Genomic DNA, 16,037 nt, shown 5'->3' on the forward strand with positions numbered 1-16,037 from the left:
ATTCCGCTGTTCGACTGGGGTGGCCGCCAGGCCGCTTCGGCCGCCAGTCAGGCCGCGCTGCAAAGCGCCCTGCTCGGCTACCGCCAGACCTTGGTCAATGCCGTCGCGCAAACCGAAGTCGCACTCGCCGAACTGGACTTCCAGCGCTTGCAGCTGGCCCAGCAGGAAGCCGAGCAAAACACGCTGCAACAACAGGCGCAGCGACAGGCTGCGCTGCTCAAGCTGGGCTTGGCCAGCCAATACGATGCGCTGCGCTTGCGCAGTGAGCAGCAACAGAGCGCTCAGGCCTTGATCGCCGCACGCGCCAGCCATGCCCTGGCCCTGGTCAGCCTGTTCAAATCGCTCGGCGGCGCCCCGCAGCCGGAAAGCGAGGCGCCGTGATTTCCCTGGCCCGCAAATCGCTGCGTCATGAATGGCGCAAGTTCCTGCCGGCGATCCTGGCGCTGAGCTTTTCCGGACTGCTGCTGATCGCCCAGGCCGCCCTGGTGCTCGGCATCTTCGGCAGCGCCGCCGTGTATGTGACCGCCTCGTCCGCCGATCTGTGGGTCGGCTATCCGGGCACCAAGAGCGTGAGCTTTGGCCGCACGCTATCGCCCGATCTGGCGATGCGCCTGCGCATGGACCCGGACATCCGCGCGGTCGAATCCTATATCTGGGTCGATGGCGACTGGCGCGGCAAGGCGCGCCAGCAGGGCGCCGTTTCAGTCTATGTCTCCGGCATCGACACGCGGGCCGAGGCGATGATGTTCTCGCGCGTGCTGCCGGCAGCGCTGCGCGCACGCCTGCGCGAACCCGGCGCCGTGGTGGTCGATCCGGCCGATCTGGACCAACTCGGCGCCCATGTCGGCGGCAGCGCCTGGATCAACGGCCAGCCGGTACAGGTGGTCGGTGTGATCAGCGGCTTGCGGGCGCTCGGCGGCGTCAATGTGCTGACTTCGCTGGACAACGCCCGCCTGCTCGACAGCACGACCAGCCCCGCCGACAGCGCCACCTACTTCGTCGCCCAGCTGCGCACGCCGGGCAGTCTGGCCAAGGTACGGGCGCGCATCCAGGCCAATCCGGCCTTCGGCGCCTTCGAGCTGTGGTCGGCCAAGGAATTTGCCAGCCGCTCGCAGCACTACTGGCTGTTCGATACCGGCGCCGGGGTGGCGGTGTTCTTCATGGCGATCATCGTCTGCCTGGTCGGCGCCGTGATCACCAGCCAATCCCTGCTCGCGCTGGTGGTCGCCTCGGCGCGCGAATACGCCACGCTCAATGCGCTGGGGGTGAGCTTCCAATCGCTGGCGCGGGTGCTGGTCGAGCAATCGATGTGGGTCGGCGCCATCGGCTTGCTGATCGGCGGCCTGCTCAGCGCCGCCCTGCTCTCGCTGGCGGCGCTGCATGGCGTGCCGGTGAGCATGAGCGTGCCGGTGGCCCTGCTCTGCGCGGTCCTGGTGCTGGCGCTGGCCTTCGTCTCCGGCCTGCTCGCCACCCGTGGTTTGTGGCGCGCCGATCCGGCCATGCTTCTGCGATGAGTTCAATCATGCATCCACCGACACAGCGCAGTGCAGGCCCCAGCATCGTCGCCCAGGGCTTGCGCAAATCCTTTGTCTCCGGCGAAGTGCCGATCAAGGTGCTCGACGGCGTGTCGATCAGCATCGCCGCCGGCGAGCTGACCCTGATCTCCGGCCCCTCGGGTTGCGGCAAGAGTACCCTCTTGTCATTGCTGAGCGGCTTGCAGAAGCCCGATGCCGGCAGCGTCGAAGTGTGGGGCAGCGACATCACGCGCCTGAGCCAGAAAGCGCTGCAGCGCTTCCGCCTCGAACACACCGGCTTCCTGTTCCAGGGCTTCAATCTGTTCGGCGCGCTCAGCTCGCTGGAGCAGGTGCAGCTGCCGCTGGGCTACCTCGGCTTGTCGGACCGCGAAGCGCGCGCACGCGCCGAACAGGCGCTCGAAGAAGTGGCCATGGCACATCGCGCGCATTCGCGGCCGGCGCAGCTCTCCGGTGGCGAGAAGCAGCGCGTGGCCATCGCCCGCGCACTGGCCAAGCGGCCGCAGCTCTTGTTTGCCGACGAGCCAACCAGCGCGCTCGATGGCGAGAACGGCCAGAACATCGTCAATATCCTCCACCGCGTCGCACGCGAGCACGGCACCACGGTGCTCTGCGTCAGCCACGACCCGCGCCTGATCCGCAATGCCGATCGGGTACTGGCCATGGAAGACGGCCAGATTGGCCGCGAATGGCGCCCGGCACATGATATGCAATCGGCTCGCGCAGCCGACTCACAAGGAATCCAGCATGAAGCTTGAAGCCCGCTCTCCCGGCCTGCTCAGTTGCCTAGTCTTTTGCCTGCTCGCCGCCAGCGTGCTGACCGCCTGCCCGGCCAATGACCCAGCGCCCGCCGTCGAAGCGCCGGCCACAGGTGCCCTGGCCGTGGCACGCGGCAAGATCGACACGCAAAAAGGCATCCTCGATCTGCATGCGGCGCTGCCCGGTGAAGTCGCCAGCGTCTTGGTCAACGAGGGCGACGAGGTCAAACGCGGACAGGAACTGGTGCGCCTGCAAGCGACCGCCGCCGAGCTGGATCTCGGCCTGCTGGAGGCCGAGATCAAGCAGGCCGAGACCAGCCGCCAGAGCCAGCAGGACGCGCTGGACACGCTGACGCGGCAGAGCCGTCGCCTGCTCGAAGCGGTCAAGCTCGGCGCCATCGAGATGCAGAAGGCCGACGATGCGCTGGCCGCCCAGCAACAGGCAGCGGCTGCCCTGGCCAGCACGCGCGCCAGCATCGAGGTACTGCAAAAGCGCCGCGCCATTCTGCGCTGGCAGCTGCAGCGCCTGAGCATCAAGGCGCCTGCCAGTGGCCGCATTCTCAAGCTTGAGGCGCAGCCGGGCAGCCTCGCCGGGCCGGACAAGAACTTGCTGAGCCTGTTGCCGGCAAGCCCGCTGATCGTGCGCGCCGAGGTCAATGAGAGCTTTGTCGGCGCGCTCAAGATCGGCATGCAGGCGCAAATCCTGCTCGAATCACAGGCCGGCAGCACGCCGCTGACTGCACGGCTGACGCGCATCGCCCCGGTCTATCGTGCCGCCCGACTCGACGACGAAGCCCAGCTGCGCAGCAATGTCCGCGTGCTCGAATGCGTGCTCGAATTCGCACAGCAGCCCGATCTGCGCGTCGGCCAGAATGTGCGCGTGGAGTTCCGTCCCTGAGCGCCCCCGTTTTGATCGACAAGGAGCACGACATGCCGGCACTTCGCATCCTCACGCCGCAGACCCGCGACATCGGCTTTCCGGTGCGCCGCCTGCTGCCGGCCGCCGCACAGCGCAGCGTCGGGCCCTTCGTGTTCCTTGATCACATGGGGCCAGCGACATTCGCGCCAGACAGCACCGAAGGGGATGTACGCCCGCATCCGCACATCGGCCTGGCCACCATTACCTATCTGTTCAGCGGCGCCATCGTGCATCGCGACAGCCTGGGCGTCGTGCAGCGCATCGAGCCCGGCGCGGTGAACTGGATGTGCGCCGGCCGTGGCGTGGTGCATTCCGAACGCATGCCGGAAGATGTGCGCCGCAATGGCGACCTGGTCGAAGGCATCCAGATGTGGGTCGCCCTGCCCGCCGCGCTGGAAGCCTGCGAACCGCAATTCCTGCACTACCCGGCCGAAAGCTTGCCGCAGTGGGAAGAGGCCGGCGCGCAGTGGCATCTGCTGATCGGTCACTGGGGCAGGCACAGCTCGCCAGTCGAACAGCCTTCGGAAACCTTCTATGCCAGCGGCAAGCTGGCGGCGCAGGCGTGCTTCCGCTTTCCCAGTGAAGTCGCCGAGCGCGCGCTCTACGTCGTCCACGGTGCGCTGCAGATCGGCGATCAGCAGGTGCAGGCCGGCAGCCTGGCCATTCTCGATGCCGACTTCGACGCCGAGATCCTCGCCACAGAAGCCAGCTGCCTCATGCTGCTTGGCGGCGCACCGCTCGATGCACCACGCCAGATGTGGTGGAACTTCGTCTCCACCTCGCGCGAGCGGATTGAAGAAGCCAATGCCGATTGGGTGGCCGAGCGTTTCCCCGTTGTGCCTGGCGAGCATGAGCGCATTCCCGCGCCGCCCTTGTTGAAATCGCACTGAATGACTGCATCCTCCGACTCTTTCGCCACACCCGGTTTCGATCTTCATCGCCCCGCGCCGCGCGCCGCGCGCAAGCCCAAGCGCCTGGTGGCCCATGGTCACCAGCGCGAAGACCCGTATTACTGGCTCAATCGCCGCCAGGACCCGGCCGTGCTCGCCCATCTGCAGGCCGAGAACGCTTATGCCGAAGCCGCCCTGCAGCCGCTGGCCGCGCTGCGCCAGACGCTCTACGAAGAAATGCTCGCCCGCATCGAGGAAGACGATCTCTCGGTGCCGGTGCGCCTCGGCGCCTGGATGTATTACAGCCGCACCGAGAGCGGCAAGGCCTATGCGATCCATGCCCGCAAGCGTATCGACCCGCAGGCACCGGAAACCTGGCAGGACTCGCCCGAAGAGCTGCTGCTCGACGAGAACATCGAAGCGGCGGGCAAGCCTTTCTACGAGGTCGGCGATTTCGAAGTGAGCCAGAGCGGGCGCTTTCTCGCCTGGGCCGAAGACACACGCGGCAATCGTCAGTACCGCCTGAAAATCCGCGACCTGTTCAGCGGCAAGACCCTGCGCCTGCGCAAAACGCCCGAGCGCTGCCGTATCACCAGCCTGGTGTGGGCCAACGACGATCAGACCCTGTTCTACACGGTGGAAGATGCGCAAACGCAGCGCTCCTTCCAGCTGTGGCGCCATCAGCTCGGCGATGCCGAGGATGTGCTGCTGCGCACGGAACATGACGAGCGCTTTTCGCTGTCGCTGATGCGCACGCGCAGCAATGGCTTTCTGGTGCTCAGCGCAGGCAGCCACACCACCAATGAACTGCGCCTGCTGCCGGCCGACCAGCCGCGCGCGCGCTGGCAGCTGTTCGCGCGCCGCCGCGCCGGCATCGAATACGAGATCGACCACCACGGCGAGCGCCTGCTGGTGCGCGTCAATGACACCGGGCCTAACTTCCGCCTCGTCGAGACAGCGCTCGACAACTGGCAGCGCGCAGCCTGGCGCGAGCTGCTGCCGCACGACGAAGAAGTAGTCATCGAAGGCGTGGATCTGTGGCAGCGCTGGCAAGTGCTGTCGCTGCGCGTGCGCGGCCAGCAACGCCTGCGCGTCACGCCGCTGCGCGCCGACGGCAGCGCGGCCGGCGAGAGTCATGACATCGGCTTTGATGAGCCGGCCTGCAGCGTCGAACTCGAAGACCTGCCGGAATGGGATTCCGCCATCCTGCGCTATGAATACGAATCGCTGAGCACGCCCGACTCGGTATTCGACTACGAACCGCTGACGCGCCGCTCGACCCTGCGCAAGCAGAGCAAGGTGCTCGGCGGCTTCGATGCCAGCCACTACCGCAGCGCACGCATCGAGGCGCGTGCCGCCGATAGCACGGCGATTCCGGTCTCCATCGTCTGGCGGCGTGACACCGCGCTCGATGGCAGCGCGCCGCTGTGGCTGGAGGGCTATGGCGCCTACGGCATCGCCACCGACCCCTGGTTTTCCAGCACCCGCTTGTCCCTGCTCGACCGTGGCTGGGTGTTTGCGCTGGCCCATGTGCGCGGCGGTGGCGAACTCGGCCAGCGCTGGCACGACGGCGGCCGCCTCGCCAACAAGGCCAACAGCTTCAGCGACTTCATCGCCTGCGCCGAAGCGCTGGCCGATGCCGGCTACAGCGCACGCGGGCGCATCCTCGCCAGTGGCGGCAGCGCCGGCGGCCTGCTGCTCGGCGCGGTGCTCAATCAGCGGCCCGAACTGTTTGGCGCAGCGATTCTCGAAGTGCCCTTCGTGGACGTCGTCACCACCATGCTCGACCCCGATCTGCCGCTGACCGTAGGGGAATACGAGGAATGGGGAAATCCCCAGCGTCGCCGCGACTACCAGCGCATGCTGGCTTACTCGCCGTATGACCAGATCCGCGCACAAGCCTATCCGCCCATGCTGGTCGAAGCCGGCCTGCACGACAGCCAGGTGATGTACTGGGAACCGGCCAAATATGTCGCCCGCCTGCGCGAGCACAAGACCGACCAGCATCCCCTGCTGTTCATCACCAGCCTCGAAGCCGGCCACGCCGGCGCCTCCGGGCGCTACGAGCAACTGCGCGAACGCGCGCGCCAGCTGGCATTTGCCATCGCCGCCCTGGCCGGCTGAGGCCTGCCTATCATGCAGCCGGGCGGCGGGCGCCGCAGCGGCATAAATACAATCCGCCCCTAAAGAAATCGCCTGCCTCTGCCGTTGCCTGAGTCAGCAGAACATTGAAGAGGCCCTGTCAGCGGCCTCGCATCCGAATCTGTATCCATAATCAGCAGAGAACATGCCACAGGCTTTAGACGAAATTTCCGTGATGATCGTCGATTCGCAACCGAGCATGCGTTCGCAATTGCGCGCCATGCTGGGCATCTGCGGCATCACCAACATCGCGCTCTCGGTGTCGGCGGGGGCCGCCATCCGCAAGCTGCGTGAATCAACCTACGACATCATTCTCTGTGAATACCATTTGGGTGAAGGCCAGGACGGCCAGCACCTGCTGGAGGATTTGCGCAATCACCAGGTGATTCCGCTGTCCACGATCTTCATCATGATCACTGGCGAGAGCGCCTATGAACGCGTGGTCAGCGCCGTCGAGCTGGCGCCCAACGACTACGTGCTCAAACCCTTCTCGGCAGACATCCTGCTCGACCGCCTGGCCAAGGCACTGACCAAGCGCGACGTCTTCCTGCCCACCTACAAGCGTATCGAGGCGGGCAACCTGCTCGATGCGATCGAGGTCTGCAAGCGCGATGAAGTCGAGAACCCGGCTTATCTGATCGACTTCCTGCGCCTGCGCGCCGAGCTCTATCTGGCCACCAGCCAGACCGATCTGTCGCAGGAAATCTACCAGCGCGTGGTCGAAATGCGTGCCGTGCCCTGGGCCAAGCTGGGCCTGGCCAAGACGCAATACCTGCAGAAGCGCTACGACGAGGCACAGGAAGGCTTCAATGGCCTGATTGCCGAAAACGCCAATTACATGGACGCCTACGACTGGCTGGCGCGCACGCGCGAAGCGATGGGCGAGCTCGAAAGCGCGCAGGAAACCCTGCAGGCAGCGATCCGCGTCTCGCCGCACACCACGCGGCGCCTGCGCAAGCTGGGTGAAGTCTCCAACGAGCTGGGCGACCACACCACCGCCGCCAAAACCATGGCTGAAGTGGTGCGCAAGGGCAAATATTCCGACTTCCGCGACCCGGAAGACCACGTCCAGCTGATCAAGGCCCACCTCGGGCAAGGCGATACCAAGTCAGCCAGCGCCGCCATCCACGACCTTGAACGCAGCATGAACGGCCTGCCCAAGACGCCGCTGTGCAAAGCGCTCTCCTCGGCCCTGGTCGCCACCAAGAATGGTGATACGGCAGCCGCTGCGGCGGCACTGGACGAAGCGGCCAAGCACAGCCCCTCGGATCTGGGCACCAGCACCGGACTGAAAAAGGATCTGGCGCGCGTCTGCATCGAACACAAGCGTGACGATCAAGCCGCTGGCGTGATCATGGATATCATGCGCCACGCCGCCGACGACTCGGCGGTCGAAGACATCAAGAACCTGCTGGTCGACCTCGGCCGCCCCGAATTGGGCGAAGAACTCGCCACGCAGATCCGCGGCGAGGTCAAGAACCTGATGTCCGAGGGCGCCCAGCTGGCGGCCAAGGGCGACTACACCGGCGCCGTGATGCAGATGCGCCAGGCCGCCACGCGCCTGCCCGGCAACACCAATGTGCTGTTCAATGCTGCCCTGGCCTTGCTCAAGTACATTGAAAACGTCGAGTGGGAAGCCTCCTACGCCCAGGAGGCGCGCAACTACATCGAACGCGTACGCAAGCAAGACCCCGGCAACGAGCGCCTCAAGCTGCTCACCAACTACTTCCACGCCCTGCTCAAGAAGAACGGCGTGCGCCCCGGCGACCTCTAAAGCCGACAGTCCACCATCGCTGCAAGCCTGCTGTCAGGCAGGCCCGGCATACTGCTGCCTGCCCTGCGGGCGATGCATTGCCCGCGCGGCGCCCTATCCAGCTTGATATACTTGCTGCTTCAACTGCGGCGCGAGTCCGCCTTCCCTGTCTGCCCCGAAAGAAAGCCATGAGCGAAGCAAAAATCATCTACACCCTGACTGACGAAGCACCGGCGCTGGCCACCTACTCTTTCCTGCCCATCGTTCAGGCTTTCACCAAGCCGGCTGGAATCGCTGTCGAAACGCGTGACATCTCGGTCGCCGCACGCATCCTGGCGAACTTCCCCGATGCCCTCAAGCCCGAGCAACAAGTGCCCGACACCCTCGGCGAACTCGGCGAGCTGGCCAAGACGCCGGAAGCCAACATTATCAAGCTGCCCAATGTGAGCGCTTCGGTGCCGCAGCTCAAGGCCGCCATCAAGGAACTGCAGTCGCAAGGCTACGCCGTGCCCGACTTCCCCGAAGTGCCCGCCAATGATGAAGAAAAAGCCATCAAGGCACGCTATGCCAAAGTGCTCGGCAGCGCGGTGAATCCGGTTCTGCGCGAAGGCAATTCCGACCGCCGCGTCGCCAATGCCGTCAAGCAATACGCCAAGAAGCATCCGCACTCGATGGGCGCCTGGAGCGCAGCCTCCAAGTCGCATGTCGCCCACATGAGCGCTGGCGACTTCTACGGCAACGAGCAATCGGCCGTGATCGCCAAGGCCAACACGCTGAAGATTGAATTCACCGATACCACCGGTGCCAGCAAGACGCTCAAGGAAGTCAAGGTCAAGGACGGCGAACTGATTGCCGCCACCTTCATGAGCGCCAAGAGCCTCAAGGCTTTCTACGAAGCGCAGATTGCGGATGCCAAGGCACAGGGCGTGCTGTTCTCGCTGCACCTCAAGGCCACCATGATGAAGATCTCCGATCCCATCCTCTTCGGCCACGCCGTCAACGCCTACTACAAGGATGTCTTCGCCAAGCACGCCGACACCTTCGCCAAGCTCGGCGTCAATGTGCGCAACGGCATCGGCGACGCTTACGCCAAGATCCAGTCCCTGCCGGAAGCCGAAAAGGCCGCTATCGAAGCCGACCTGCGCGCAGCCGAAGCCGCCGTGCCGGTGGCCATGGTCGATTCCGACAAGGGCATCACCAACCTGCACGTGCCCAGCGACGTGATCGTCGACGCCTCGATGCCCGCCGCCATCCGCAGCTCGGGCCAGATGTGGAATCGTGAGGGCAAGCTGCAAGACACCAAGTTCACGATTCCCGACCGCTGCTACGCCGGCGTCTATCAAGCCGTCATCGAAGACTGCAAGGCCCACGGCACCTACGACGTGAAGACCATGGGCACCGTGCCCAATGTCGGCCTGATGGCACAAGCCGCTGAAGAATACGGCTCACACGACAAGACCTTCGAAATCCCCGCCGACGGCGTGGTCAAGGTCATCGCCGAAGACGGCACGGTGCTCACCGAGCACAAGGTCGAAGCCGGCGACATCTGGCGCGCCTGCCAGACCAAGGACATCGCCGTGCGCGACTGGGTCAAGCTCGCCGTCACCCGCGCCCGCGCCAGCAACACGCCGGCCATCTTCTGGCTCGACGACGCCCGCGCCTACGACCGCAACCTGATCAAGCTGGTCAATACCTACCTCAAGGATCACGACACCAGCGGTCTGGACATCCGCGTGCTCTCGCCGGTCGAAGCCACCAAGGAGTCGGTCAAGCGCATCCGCGCCGGCCTCGACACCATCTCGGTCACCGGCAACGTGCTGCGCGACTACAACACCGACCTGTTCCCGATCCTGGAACTGGGCACCAGCGCCAAGATGCTCTCCATCGTCCCGCTGCTGGCCGGTGGCGGCATGTACGAAACCGGCGCCGGCGGCTCGGCACCGAAGCACGTGCAACAGTTCCTCGAAGAGAACTACCTGCGCTGGGACTCGCTCGGCGAATTCCTCGCCCTGCAGGTCTCCATCGAAGAACTCGCCGCCAAGACCGGCAACAAGGCTGGCGCCGTGCTCGCCGAAACCCTGGACGCGGCCAATGCCAAGTTCCTCGACGAAGACAAGTCGCCCGCCCGCAAGGTCGGCCAGATCGACAACCGCGGCAGCCACTTCTACCTCGCCCTGTACTGGGCCCAAGCCCTGGCCGCACAAAGCAAGGACGCCGCACTCGCCGCCGTCTTCAAGCCGGTCGCTGAAAAGCTCACCGCCGCAGAAGCCACCATCGTCGGCGAACTGATCGGCGCCCAAGGCAAGCCGGTGGACATCGGTGGCTACTACCACCCCTCGCCCGCCAAGGCCTCCGAAGCCATGCGCCCCAGCGCCACGCTCAACGCAGCGCTGGCCAGCATCCAGTAAGCGCAACACCCGCCGCAAAAACAAACGCCCCGCTTAGGGCGTTTGTTTTTTAAGGACTGACAACGCACATGACATGATCCGCAGCATGCCAAAGAGTTTGATAGCTCTGGAGGCGATAAAAATTTGACGCTTCCAACGAGCGTACTGCGACGACAAGCTCGTAGGGTAATGACCCTCAGCCATCTTGGAAAAATGGCTTGTAGGCGATTATGAGAGGTTGTCATATTTTCAGGTGACGTGAATTTGGTTTTGCATCAGCCTGCTAGGTGTCAATAAAATACGCGTAGCCTTACAGATCAATAGACACCCGGGCTCATGCCGTCGGGTACGCCTGCTTTTCGCTTGTCTTAGAAGGAGAGTTTGATGATCTTGCGCCACATGCTGGCCGCTTTGCTGTGCATCAGCCTCGTTGGCTGTTCAAGTGTCCCCAGCTATCAGGAACCCAGCTCATCCAGTGAAAACGCCAAAATCAAAGCAACGGGGTCTGGCCGCGGCTTTTGCGGATTACACCCCAACCCTGTGTGTGACGCGAGGGTGCTTTTGGTGGATGGTCTGAGGGCCAGCCTTTTGTCTTCGGCGATTGATGTCACACCTGGAGAACACACTCTACGCTTGTTCTGCACTTCAAAAACCGGCCCATTAGCCAATCAATCAGCCAGTTTTGCCGACAGAACCGTCCGACTGGAACCCGGTGGCACCTACCGTGTTGAAGGCTCAATGGAGGATGAGATCTGTTACTTGAGTCTCCTCGACGACCGGACAAATACACCGGTTAAAGTCAAACCATTGGTCGTCAAAGCTTCTCCGCCGGGAACCTACCCGAATGCAGAGATGATTGCATTGCACGCCTCAGGCGATACGGTCTCAACCTTCACCGAAGTCCCAGCCGGAACCTATTTAGTACCCAATAGCCAGGTTTTTGTACAAGGCAATGCAAGCGGCGGTACGAACACCGGTGCAATGATGGGGGGAGCGTTGGGAGCCCTGATTGGCGCCAGCGTTGATCGTAGCGGAAATGCCAAGGCGGTCAGCGATGTTGCACAGGACCTGACAATCAGCTTCCAGAAGCAGATGGCCGACGCCTTGAGCACATCAATGGGCACACGGCAAAAACCAGCAAGCTATAAACGCGTAGACATTGAAAAAGAGGCGCAGCTCGTGCTGTTGCCCTCAGCATTGCTGGTCGCGATACCCGACGGAAAGTATGCTTTGTCTTTCCGCATGACGGTGCGTATCCAGAAGGACGACAAGAGCCCGGTCGTCACCAAGAATTTTTGGTACGCCGTCAGCAAAATGCGCCCTTTGACCGGGCCAGAAAGCTGGACTGAAAATCATGCTCAGCCAATCAAGGACATCGCCGCCATCGCTTTCACGAAGTTGTCAGCTGCATTGCTGGATGATATTGAGGGCATCGATAAAGTGTGGGAACAGGGCGCCCCAACACCCAACGACGTAACACGCGTGAATTGATACACGATGGGCGCATGGGCGACGTCTCACCGCCACCTATGCGCCACAATCAGTTTCACTCAAGAAAGGAGTTGGCCATGAAAACCCCAGCTCGTAGGGCCCGATAACCTCAGCGCCTTGCACCGAATCACCTTGCGCCATGTCTGGCCGTTGCAGCAAATTCACGGTGAATGAAAACCTGCGGCCGAGGCATCAAGCACGCAGGCAGTTTGGTGTCGGGTAACGAGCCAGATTGCGAAACAGCCGGTGCAATGCCCTTCGGTTATATGCATACATGGACGCCCCCGTTTGCAAAGCCAATCTTTTCATTGACGACGACACACGGAGTCGATAGCAGCCATACATTCGGTCTTTAGTGCAGTTCATCCATAACGCACGCACACGGTGCAGGGCCTGCATCTGTTGGCCCTCAATGCTGCGAATGGCCACCGACGGCACTGAGTGACGGTTCGCCGCTTCGGCAATCGCAGCTACATCGCGTGCATCGGTCTTGTTGCCTTGCACGAACGGCTTCACATGCTGCGGTGCCATCATCTTCACCTGGTGGCCCAGACTGGAAATCCGCCGCGCCCACTCATGAGCACCCCCGCACGCTTCCATTCCGACCAACACGGGGGGCAACTTGGCGAAGTGCTCCATTACCTCGGATCGCTTGAGTTTCTTGCCGTACAGCTTACGTCCCTGACTGTTTATCCCGTGCACCTGAAACACAGTCTTTGCCAGATCCAGCCCGACTACCTTAAGCTCCTCCATGACGCCCCTCCGCTCAGTGGTTTCTAGACAACTCCACTTTGGCACTTCGATGCCGTTGCAGGTAGGGGCGTCCATGTCATTACCCTACGGACCTGCAGAGTCTGGCTGAATCTGCCACACCTTGACGCCTCAAGCTGACAAACTCGCGTGGCTGCGCAGAGCAAGGCGCTCGGCGCCAAAGTTTGAACCCTGATTTTAAGCGGAGAACGTCATGACAACACCCCTGGGCATTGCCTCCGACCATGCCGGCCTGGAACTCAAGCGCGTCCTGATCGCCGAGCTGGAAAAGCGCGGCATCGCGCTACGCGACTTCGGCACGACCACGGGCGAAGCCTGTGATTACCCAGACTTCGCACATGCCGTGGGCGGCGCGATTGCGACGGGTGAGATCGAGCGTGCGATCCTGGTCTGCGGCACCGGCGTAGGCATGTCCATCGCGGCCAACCGGCACGCAGCGGTGCGCGCCGTGGTGTGCAGCGAGGCCTTGAGTGCGCGCATGTCGCGCCAGCACAACGACGCCAATGTGCTGTGCATCGGCGCCCGCATCGTCGACGCGGGGACGGCGCTTGATATCGTGGGTGCCTTTCTGGGCACCGCCTTCGAAGGCGGACGGCACGCCGGGCGCGTGGCGAAGATCAATCTGCGCTGAGAAGCCAGCTGCGGTCTCCTGATCCGCGACCGCAAACTATTGGACGGCCCTCTTTGACGCGAAGTACGCCAAGAAAGGCGAAGGCTCGCAAAGGAAAACCAGTCAAAAAATAGCCTTGTATTCCTTTGCGGGCCTCGGCTCTTCTCTGCGCCCTTCGCGTCAAAATTCAGACCTGAAAATAATCCGCGACCGCAAGGTATTGAACGGCTGTCTTTGACGCGAAGTACGCCAAGAAAAGCGAAGGCTCGCCAAGGAAAGCCAGTCAAAAAATAGCCTTGTATTCCTTTGCGGACCTCGGCTCTTCTCTGCGCCCTTCGCGTCAAAATTCAGACCTGAAAATAATCCGCGACCGCAAGCTATTGGACAGCTGTCTTTGACGCGAAGTACGCCAAGAAAAGCAAAGGCTCGCAAAGGACAGCCAGTCAAAAAAATAGCCTTGTATTCCTTTGCGGGCCTCGGCTCTTCTCTGCGCCCTTCGCGTCAAAATTCAGACCTGAAAATAATCCGCGACCGCAAGGTATTGAACGGCTGTCTTTGACGCGAAGTACGCCAAGAAAAGCGAAGGCTCGCCAAGGAAAGCCAGTCAAAAAATAGCCTTGTATTCCTTTGCGGACCTTGGCTTTTCTCTGCGCCCTTCGCGTCAAAATTCAGACCCGCAAATCATGTACAGCCAGCCGCACCTACTCAAACGCATCCGCTGCCAAAGTATTCGCCGCCGGATCGAGACACACGCGGTAGTGGGCGAAGAAGTCGTAGCCGAGCAGGCCGTCCAGTGTGGGGATGGGGAGTTCCATCACCAGCAAGGGGCCGGGCGCGGTGCGCTGGCCGGCCAGGCTGGCGCCGTCTAGCGAGCGCGTTTTGTCACTCAGCACCGCGCCCGGCCGGCCGGGTTTGATGAGGTTCTGATTCGCGCCGGTGTCCAGGCCCATCAGCAGCGTCTGGCCGCTGTAATCGAACTGCACATAAGGCAAGGAACCGAGGCGGCTGAGCGCTACGGGCGTGGCGCGGCACTCGCCGTGGGCCGCACCACGCGGGTAGAGCCGCGCCTGGCGTTTGGCGTAGTCGAAGACCAGGTTGAAGCGCTGCAGGTAGGCAAAGCCCAGGTAGCCGTCGATCCCCGGCGGAATAGTGGTTTTCTTCCAGACAGTCGCCGGCAGGGTTTCCAGCTCGCCGCCGGGCAAGCGTACGCGCTTGCTGCGGGCATCTGTCTTCGCCTCGTCCGCAGGCCAGTCGGGGCGCAGCGCCAAGGGGGCTGCGCCGCCTAGATCGAGGATCAGTGTGGCCGGGCGATCATCGACCTGCACACTGAGCAGGGGTAATTGCTGGCGTAGTTCGAAGGGGAGTACCCGCTCCGGCTCCAGCGCCCGAGCACCTGCGCTAGCTAACAGGGCGAACAAGGCAACAACAGCAGCTTTCAAAGTGATCTCCTTCACACAGATTTGCGCGCCAAGGCACTACTTTACGCGCGGCCTGCGGCACCGGGATTGCAGCGCGGGCAAAAGCCGGAAAAACGCTGCACAAGCATCATCAAAGCGCTCTCCAGACACCGGAAGACGCGCACCAAACGGAGTCACAAAAGCTGTTTGAAACGCGCTTGAAGCGCTCTTTTGGTGCGCGCAAACGATTGCGCAAACGATTGCTCAAGACCTCAGCGCCTTCAAACCAAGGCTTTTTCCCAGCGCTCCAGGGCCTCCATCGCTGCGCTGCGGGCATCCGCCGGCAGGAAGGAAGCACGCATGGCGTGGCGCATCAGCTGTGCGGCCTCGCTGGCGGACAAGCCTTGCGCGGCGTACAGGCGACGCATTTCCTCACTCAGGGTGACGCCCGACATCAGGCGGTTATCGGTCGACACCGACACCGACAAACCCGCTTGCAGCATGCGCCGCACCGGGTGTTCAGCCAGGCTGGGCACGGCACCTGTATGCACATTGCTGCTCGGGCAGACCTCGAAATGCAGGCCCAGGGTGCGCGCCTGCTGCAGCCAGGGCTCGGCCAGTGCTTCGTCCGGCGGGGTCATGATGCGCACGCCATGGCCGATGCGCGTGGCGCCAATGCCGGCGGCTTCAAACACGCGGCTGCCTTCATCGGCCTCGCCGGCGTGGCAGGTCAGGCCGAGTCCAGCCTTGCGCGCCTGGGCATAGGCGGCGGCCAGCAGCTCAGGCGGGAAGCCGAATTCCGGGCCGGCCTGGTCGAAACCGATGACGCCCTGGTCCTGGTAGCGCACCGCCAGTTCGGCCGAGCGCAGCGCCGCTTGTGGCGTGTCGTTGCGCATGGCGCAGATGATCAGGCCGCAGTTGAGCGTGCTGCGCGCAAAGCCGGCCAGGGTCGCTTCGATCACCGCCTCGGGGCGCATGCCAAAGGGCTCCAGCAGCAAGGGCGCCATGCGGAATTCGGCCAGCACGCAGCCATCCAGGCGGGCGTCTTCAGCGGCCTCGAAAGCCACACGCTCGCAGGCTTCGGGCGTCGCCATGGCTTGCACGGTGAGCGCAAAGCCTTGCAGGTAGCGCACCAGATCGCCGGAATCGGCATTGGCCTGCATCCACGCGGCGAGCGCGTCAGCGTCCTGCACCGGCAGGGCGACGCCGGCCTGCTCGCAGAGTTCGAGCAGGGTTGCCGGGCGCAAGCCACCATCGAGGTGCTCGTGCAAAAGGGCCTTGGGCAGGCGGCGCCAGAAGGCCAGATCGTTCGGTGTGTTCATAGGGGGTTTCCTTTTACTCATCAGTTTTCGCTGTCGTGCGAAAGATCCAGCGTGCCAGCAGGTTT

The 16,037-nt window shown here is 63.2% G+C and carries 13 protein-coding genes; 10 read left to right on the forward strand and 3 right to left on the reverse strand.

Going from position 1 to position 16,037, the window contains the following annotated elements; all coding sequences use genetic code 11:
• From ABDB84_RS11370 to ABDB84_RS11410, 9 genes are all read left to right on the forward strand, one after another.
• A partial coding sequence (locus ABDB84_RS11370) for a TolC family protein (protein ID WP_345919846.1) occupies window positions 1-381 on the forward strand: 381 nt, incomplete at its 5' end.
• The gene (locus ABDB84_RS11375; protein WP_345919847.1) at window positions 378-1,514 is read left to right on the forward strand and encodes an ABC transporter permease; all 1,137 of its coding nucleotides are present in this window, start codon (window positions 378-380) and stop codon (window positions 1,512-1,514) included. The genes ABDB84_RS11370 and ABDB84_RS11375, both read left to right, overlap by 4 nt.
• Window positions 1,515-1,522: 8 nt before the next feature.
• Window positions 1,523-2,290, forward strand: coding sequence for an ABC transporter ATP-binding protein (locus ABDB84_RS11380; RefSeq protein ID WP_345919848.1), 768 nt, complete (start codon window positions 1,523-1,525; stop codon window positions 2,288-2,290).
• Window positions 2,280-3,188 (forward strand): HlyD family secretion protein, encoded by a 909-nt coding sequence (locus ABDB84_RS11385; protein ID WP_345919849.1) that lies wholly within the window; start codon window positions 2,280-2,282, stop codon window positions 3,186-3,188. Before ABDB84_RS11380 ends, ABDB84_RS11385 begins: the two co-directional genes overlap by 11 nt.
• Window positions 3,189-3,220: 32 nt before the next feature.
• A complete protein-coding gene (locus ABDB84_RS11390) occupies window positions 3,221-4,099 on the forward strand; it encodes a pirin family protein (protein WP_345919850.1) in 879 nt (292 codons plus the stop codon).
• Window positions 4,100-6,223, forward strand: coding sequence for a S9 family peptidase (locus tag ABDB84_RS11395; RefSeq protein WP_345919851.1), 2,124 nt, complete (start codon window positions 4,100-4,102; stop codon window positions 6,221-6,223).
• 163 nt (window positions 6,224-6,386) lie between these two features.
• Window positions 6,387-8,015 (forward strand): tetratricopeptide repeat protein, encoded by a 1,629-nt coding sequence (locus ABDB84_RS11400; protein WP_345919852.1) that lies wholly within the window; start codon window positions 6,387-6,389, stop codon window positions 8,013-8,015.
• A 167-nt stretch (window positions 8,016-8,182) separates the two neighbouring features.
• The gene (locus tag ABDB84_RS11405; RefSeq protein WP_345919853.1) at window positions 8,183-10,402 is read left to right on the forward strand and encodes an NADP-dependent isocitrate dehydrogenase; all 2,220 of its coding nucleotides are present in this window, start codon (window positions 8,183-8,185) and stop codon (window positions 10,400-10,402) included.
• 363 nt (window positions 10,403-10,765) lie between these two features.
• Window positions 10,766-11,872 carry a hypothetical protein gene (locus ABDB84_RS11410; protein WP_345919854.1) on the forward strand — a complete coding sequence of 369 codons (1,107 nt, stop codon included), beginning with the start codon at window positions 10,766-10,768 and terminating at the stop codon, window positions 11,870-11,872.
• Between the two features lie 192 nt (window positions 11,873-12,064).
• On the opposite strand, the gene ABDB84_RS11415 is transcribed toward ABDB84_RS11410, so the two are convergent.
• Window positions 12,065-12,625 carry an IS110 family transposase gene (locus ABDB84_RS11415; RefSeq protein ID WP_345919855.1) on the reverse strand — a complete coding sequence of 187 codons (561 nt, stop codon included), beginning with the start codon at window positions 12,623-12,625 and terminating at the stop codon, window positions 12,065-12,067.
• A gap of 211 nt (window positions 12,626-12,836) precedes the next feature.
• Here ABDB84_RS11415 and rpiB point away from each other — a divergent pair, with 211 nt between their 5' ends.
• On the forward strand, window positions 12,837-13,274 hold the full coding sequence (gene rpiB, locus ABDB84_RS11420) for a ribose 5-phosphate isomerase B (RefSeq protein ID WP_345919856.1): 438 nt from the start codon (window positions 12,837-12,839) through the stop codon (window positions 13,272-13,274).
• 680 nt (window positions 13,275-13,954) lie between these two features.
• Here the strand turns inward: rpiB and ABDB84_RS11425 are convergent.
• Both ABDB84_RS11425 and add read right to left on the reverse strand, forming a co-directional pair.
• Entirely contained in the window at window positions 13,955-14,692 is a 738-nt protein-coding gene (locus ABDB84_RS11425) for a hypothetical protein (protein ID WP_345919857.1), read from the reverse strand.
• Window positions 14,693-14,931: 239 nt separating this feature from the next.
• On the reverse strand, window positions 14,932-15,972 hold the full coding sequence (gene add, locus ABDB84_RS11430; RefSeq protein ID WP_345919858.1) for an adenosine deaminase: 1,041 nt from the start codon (window positions 15,970-15,972) through the stop codon (window positions 14,932-14,934).
• Window positions 15,973-16,037: the final 65 nt, after the last annotated feature.

The organism is Uliginosibacterium sediminicola, from assembly GCF_039631295.1.
Lineage (GTDB): Bacteria > Pseudomonadota > Gammaproteobacteria > Burkholderiales > Rhodocyclaceae > Viridibacterium > Viridibacterium sediminicola.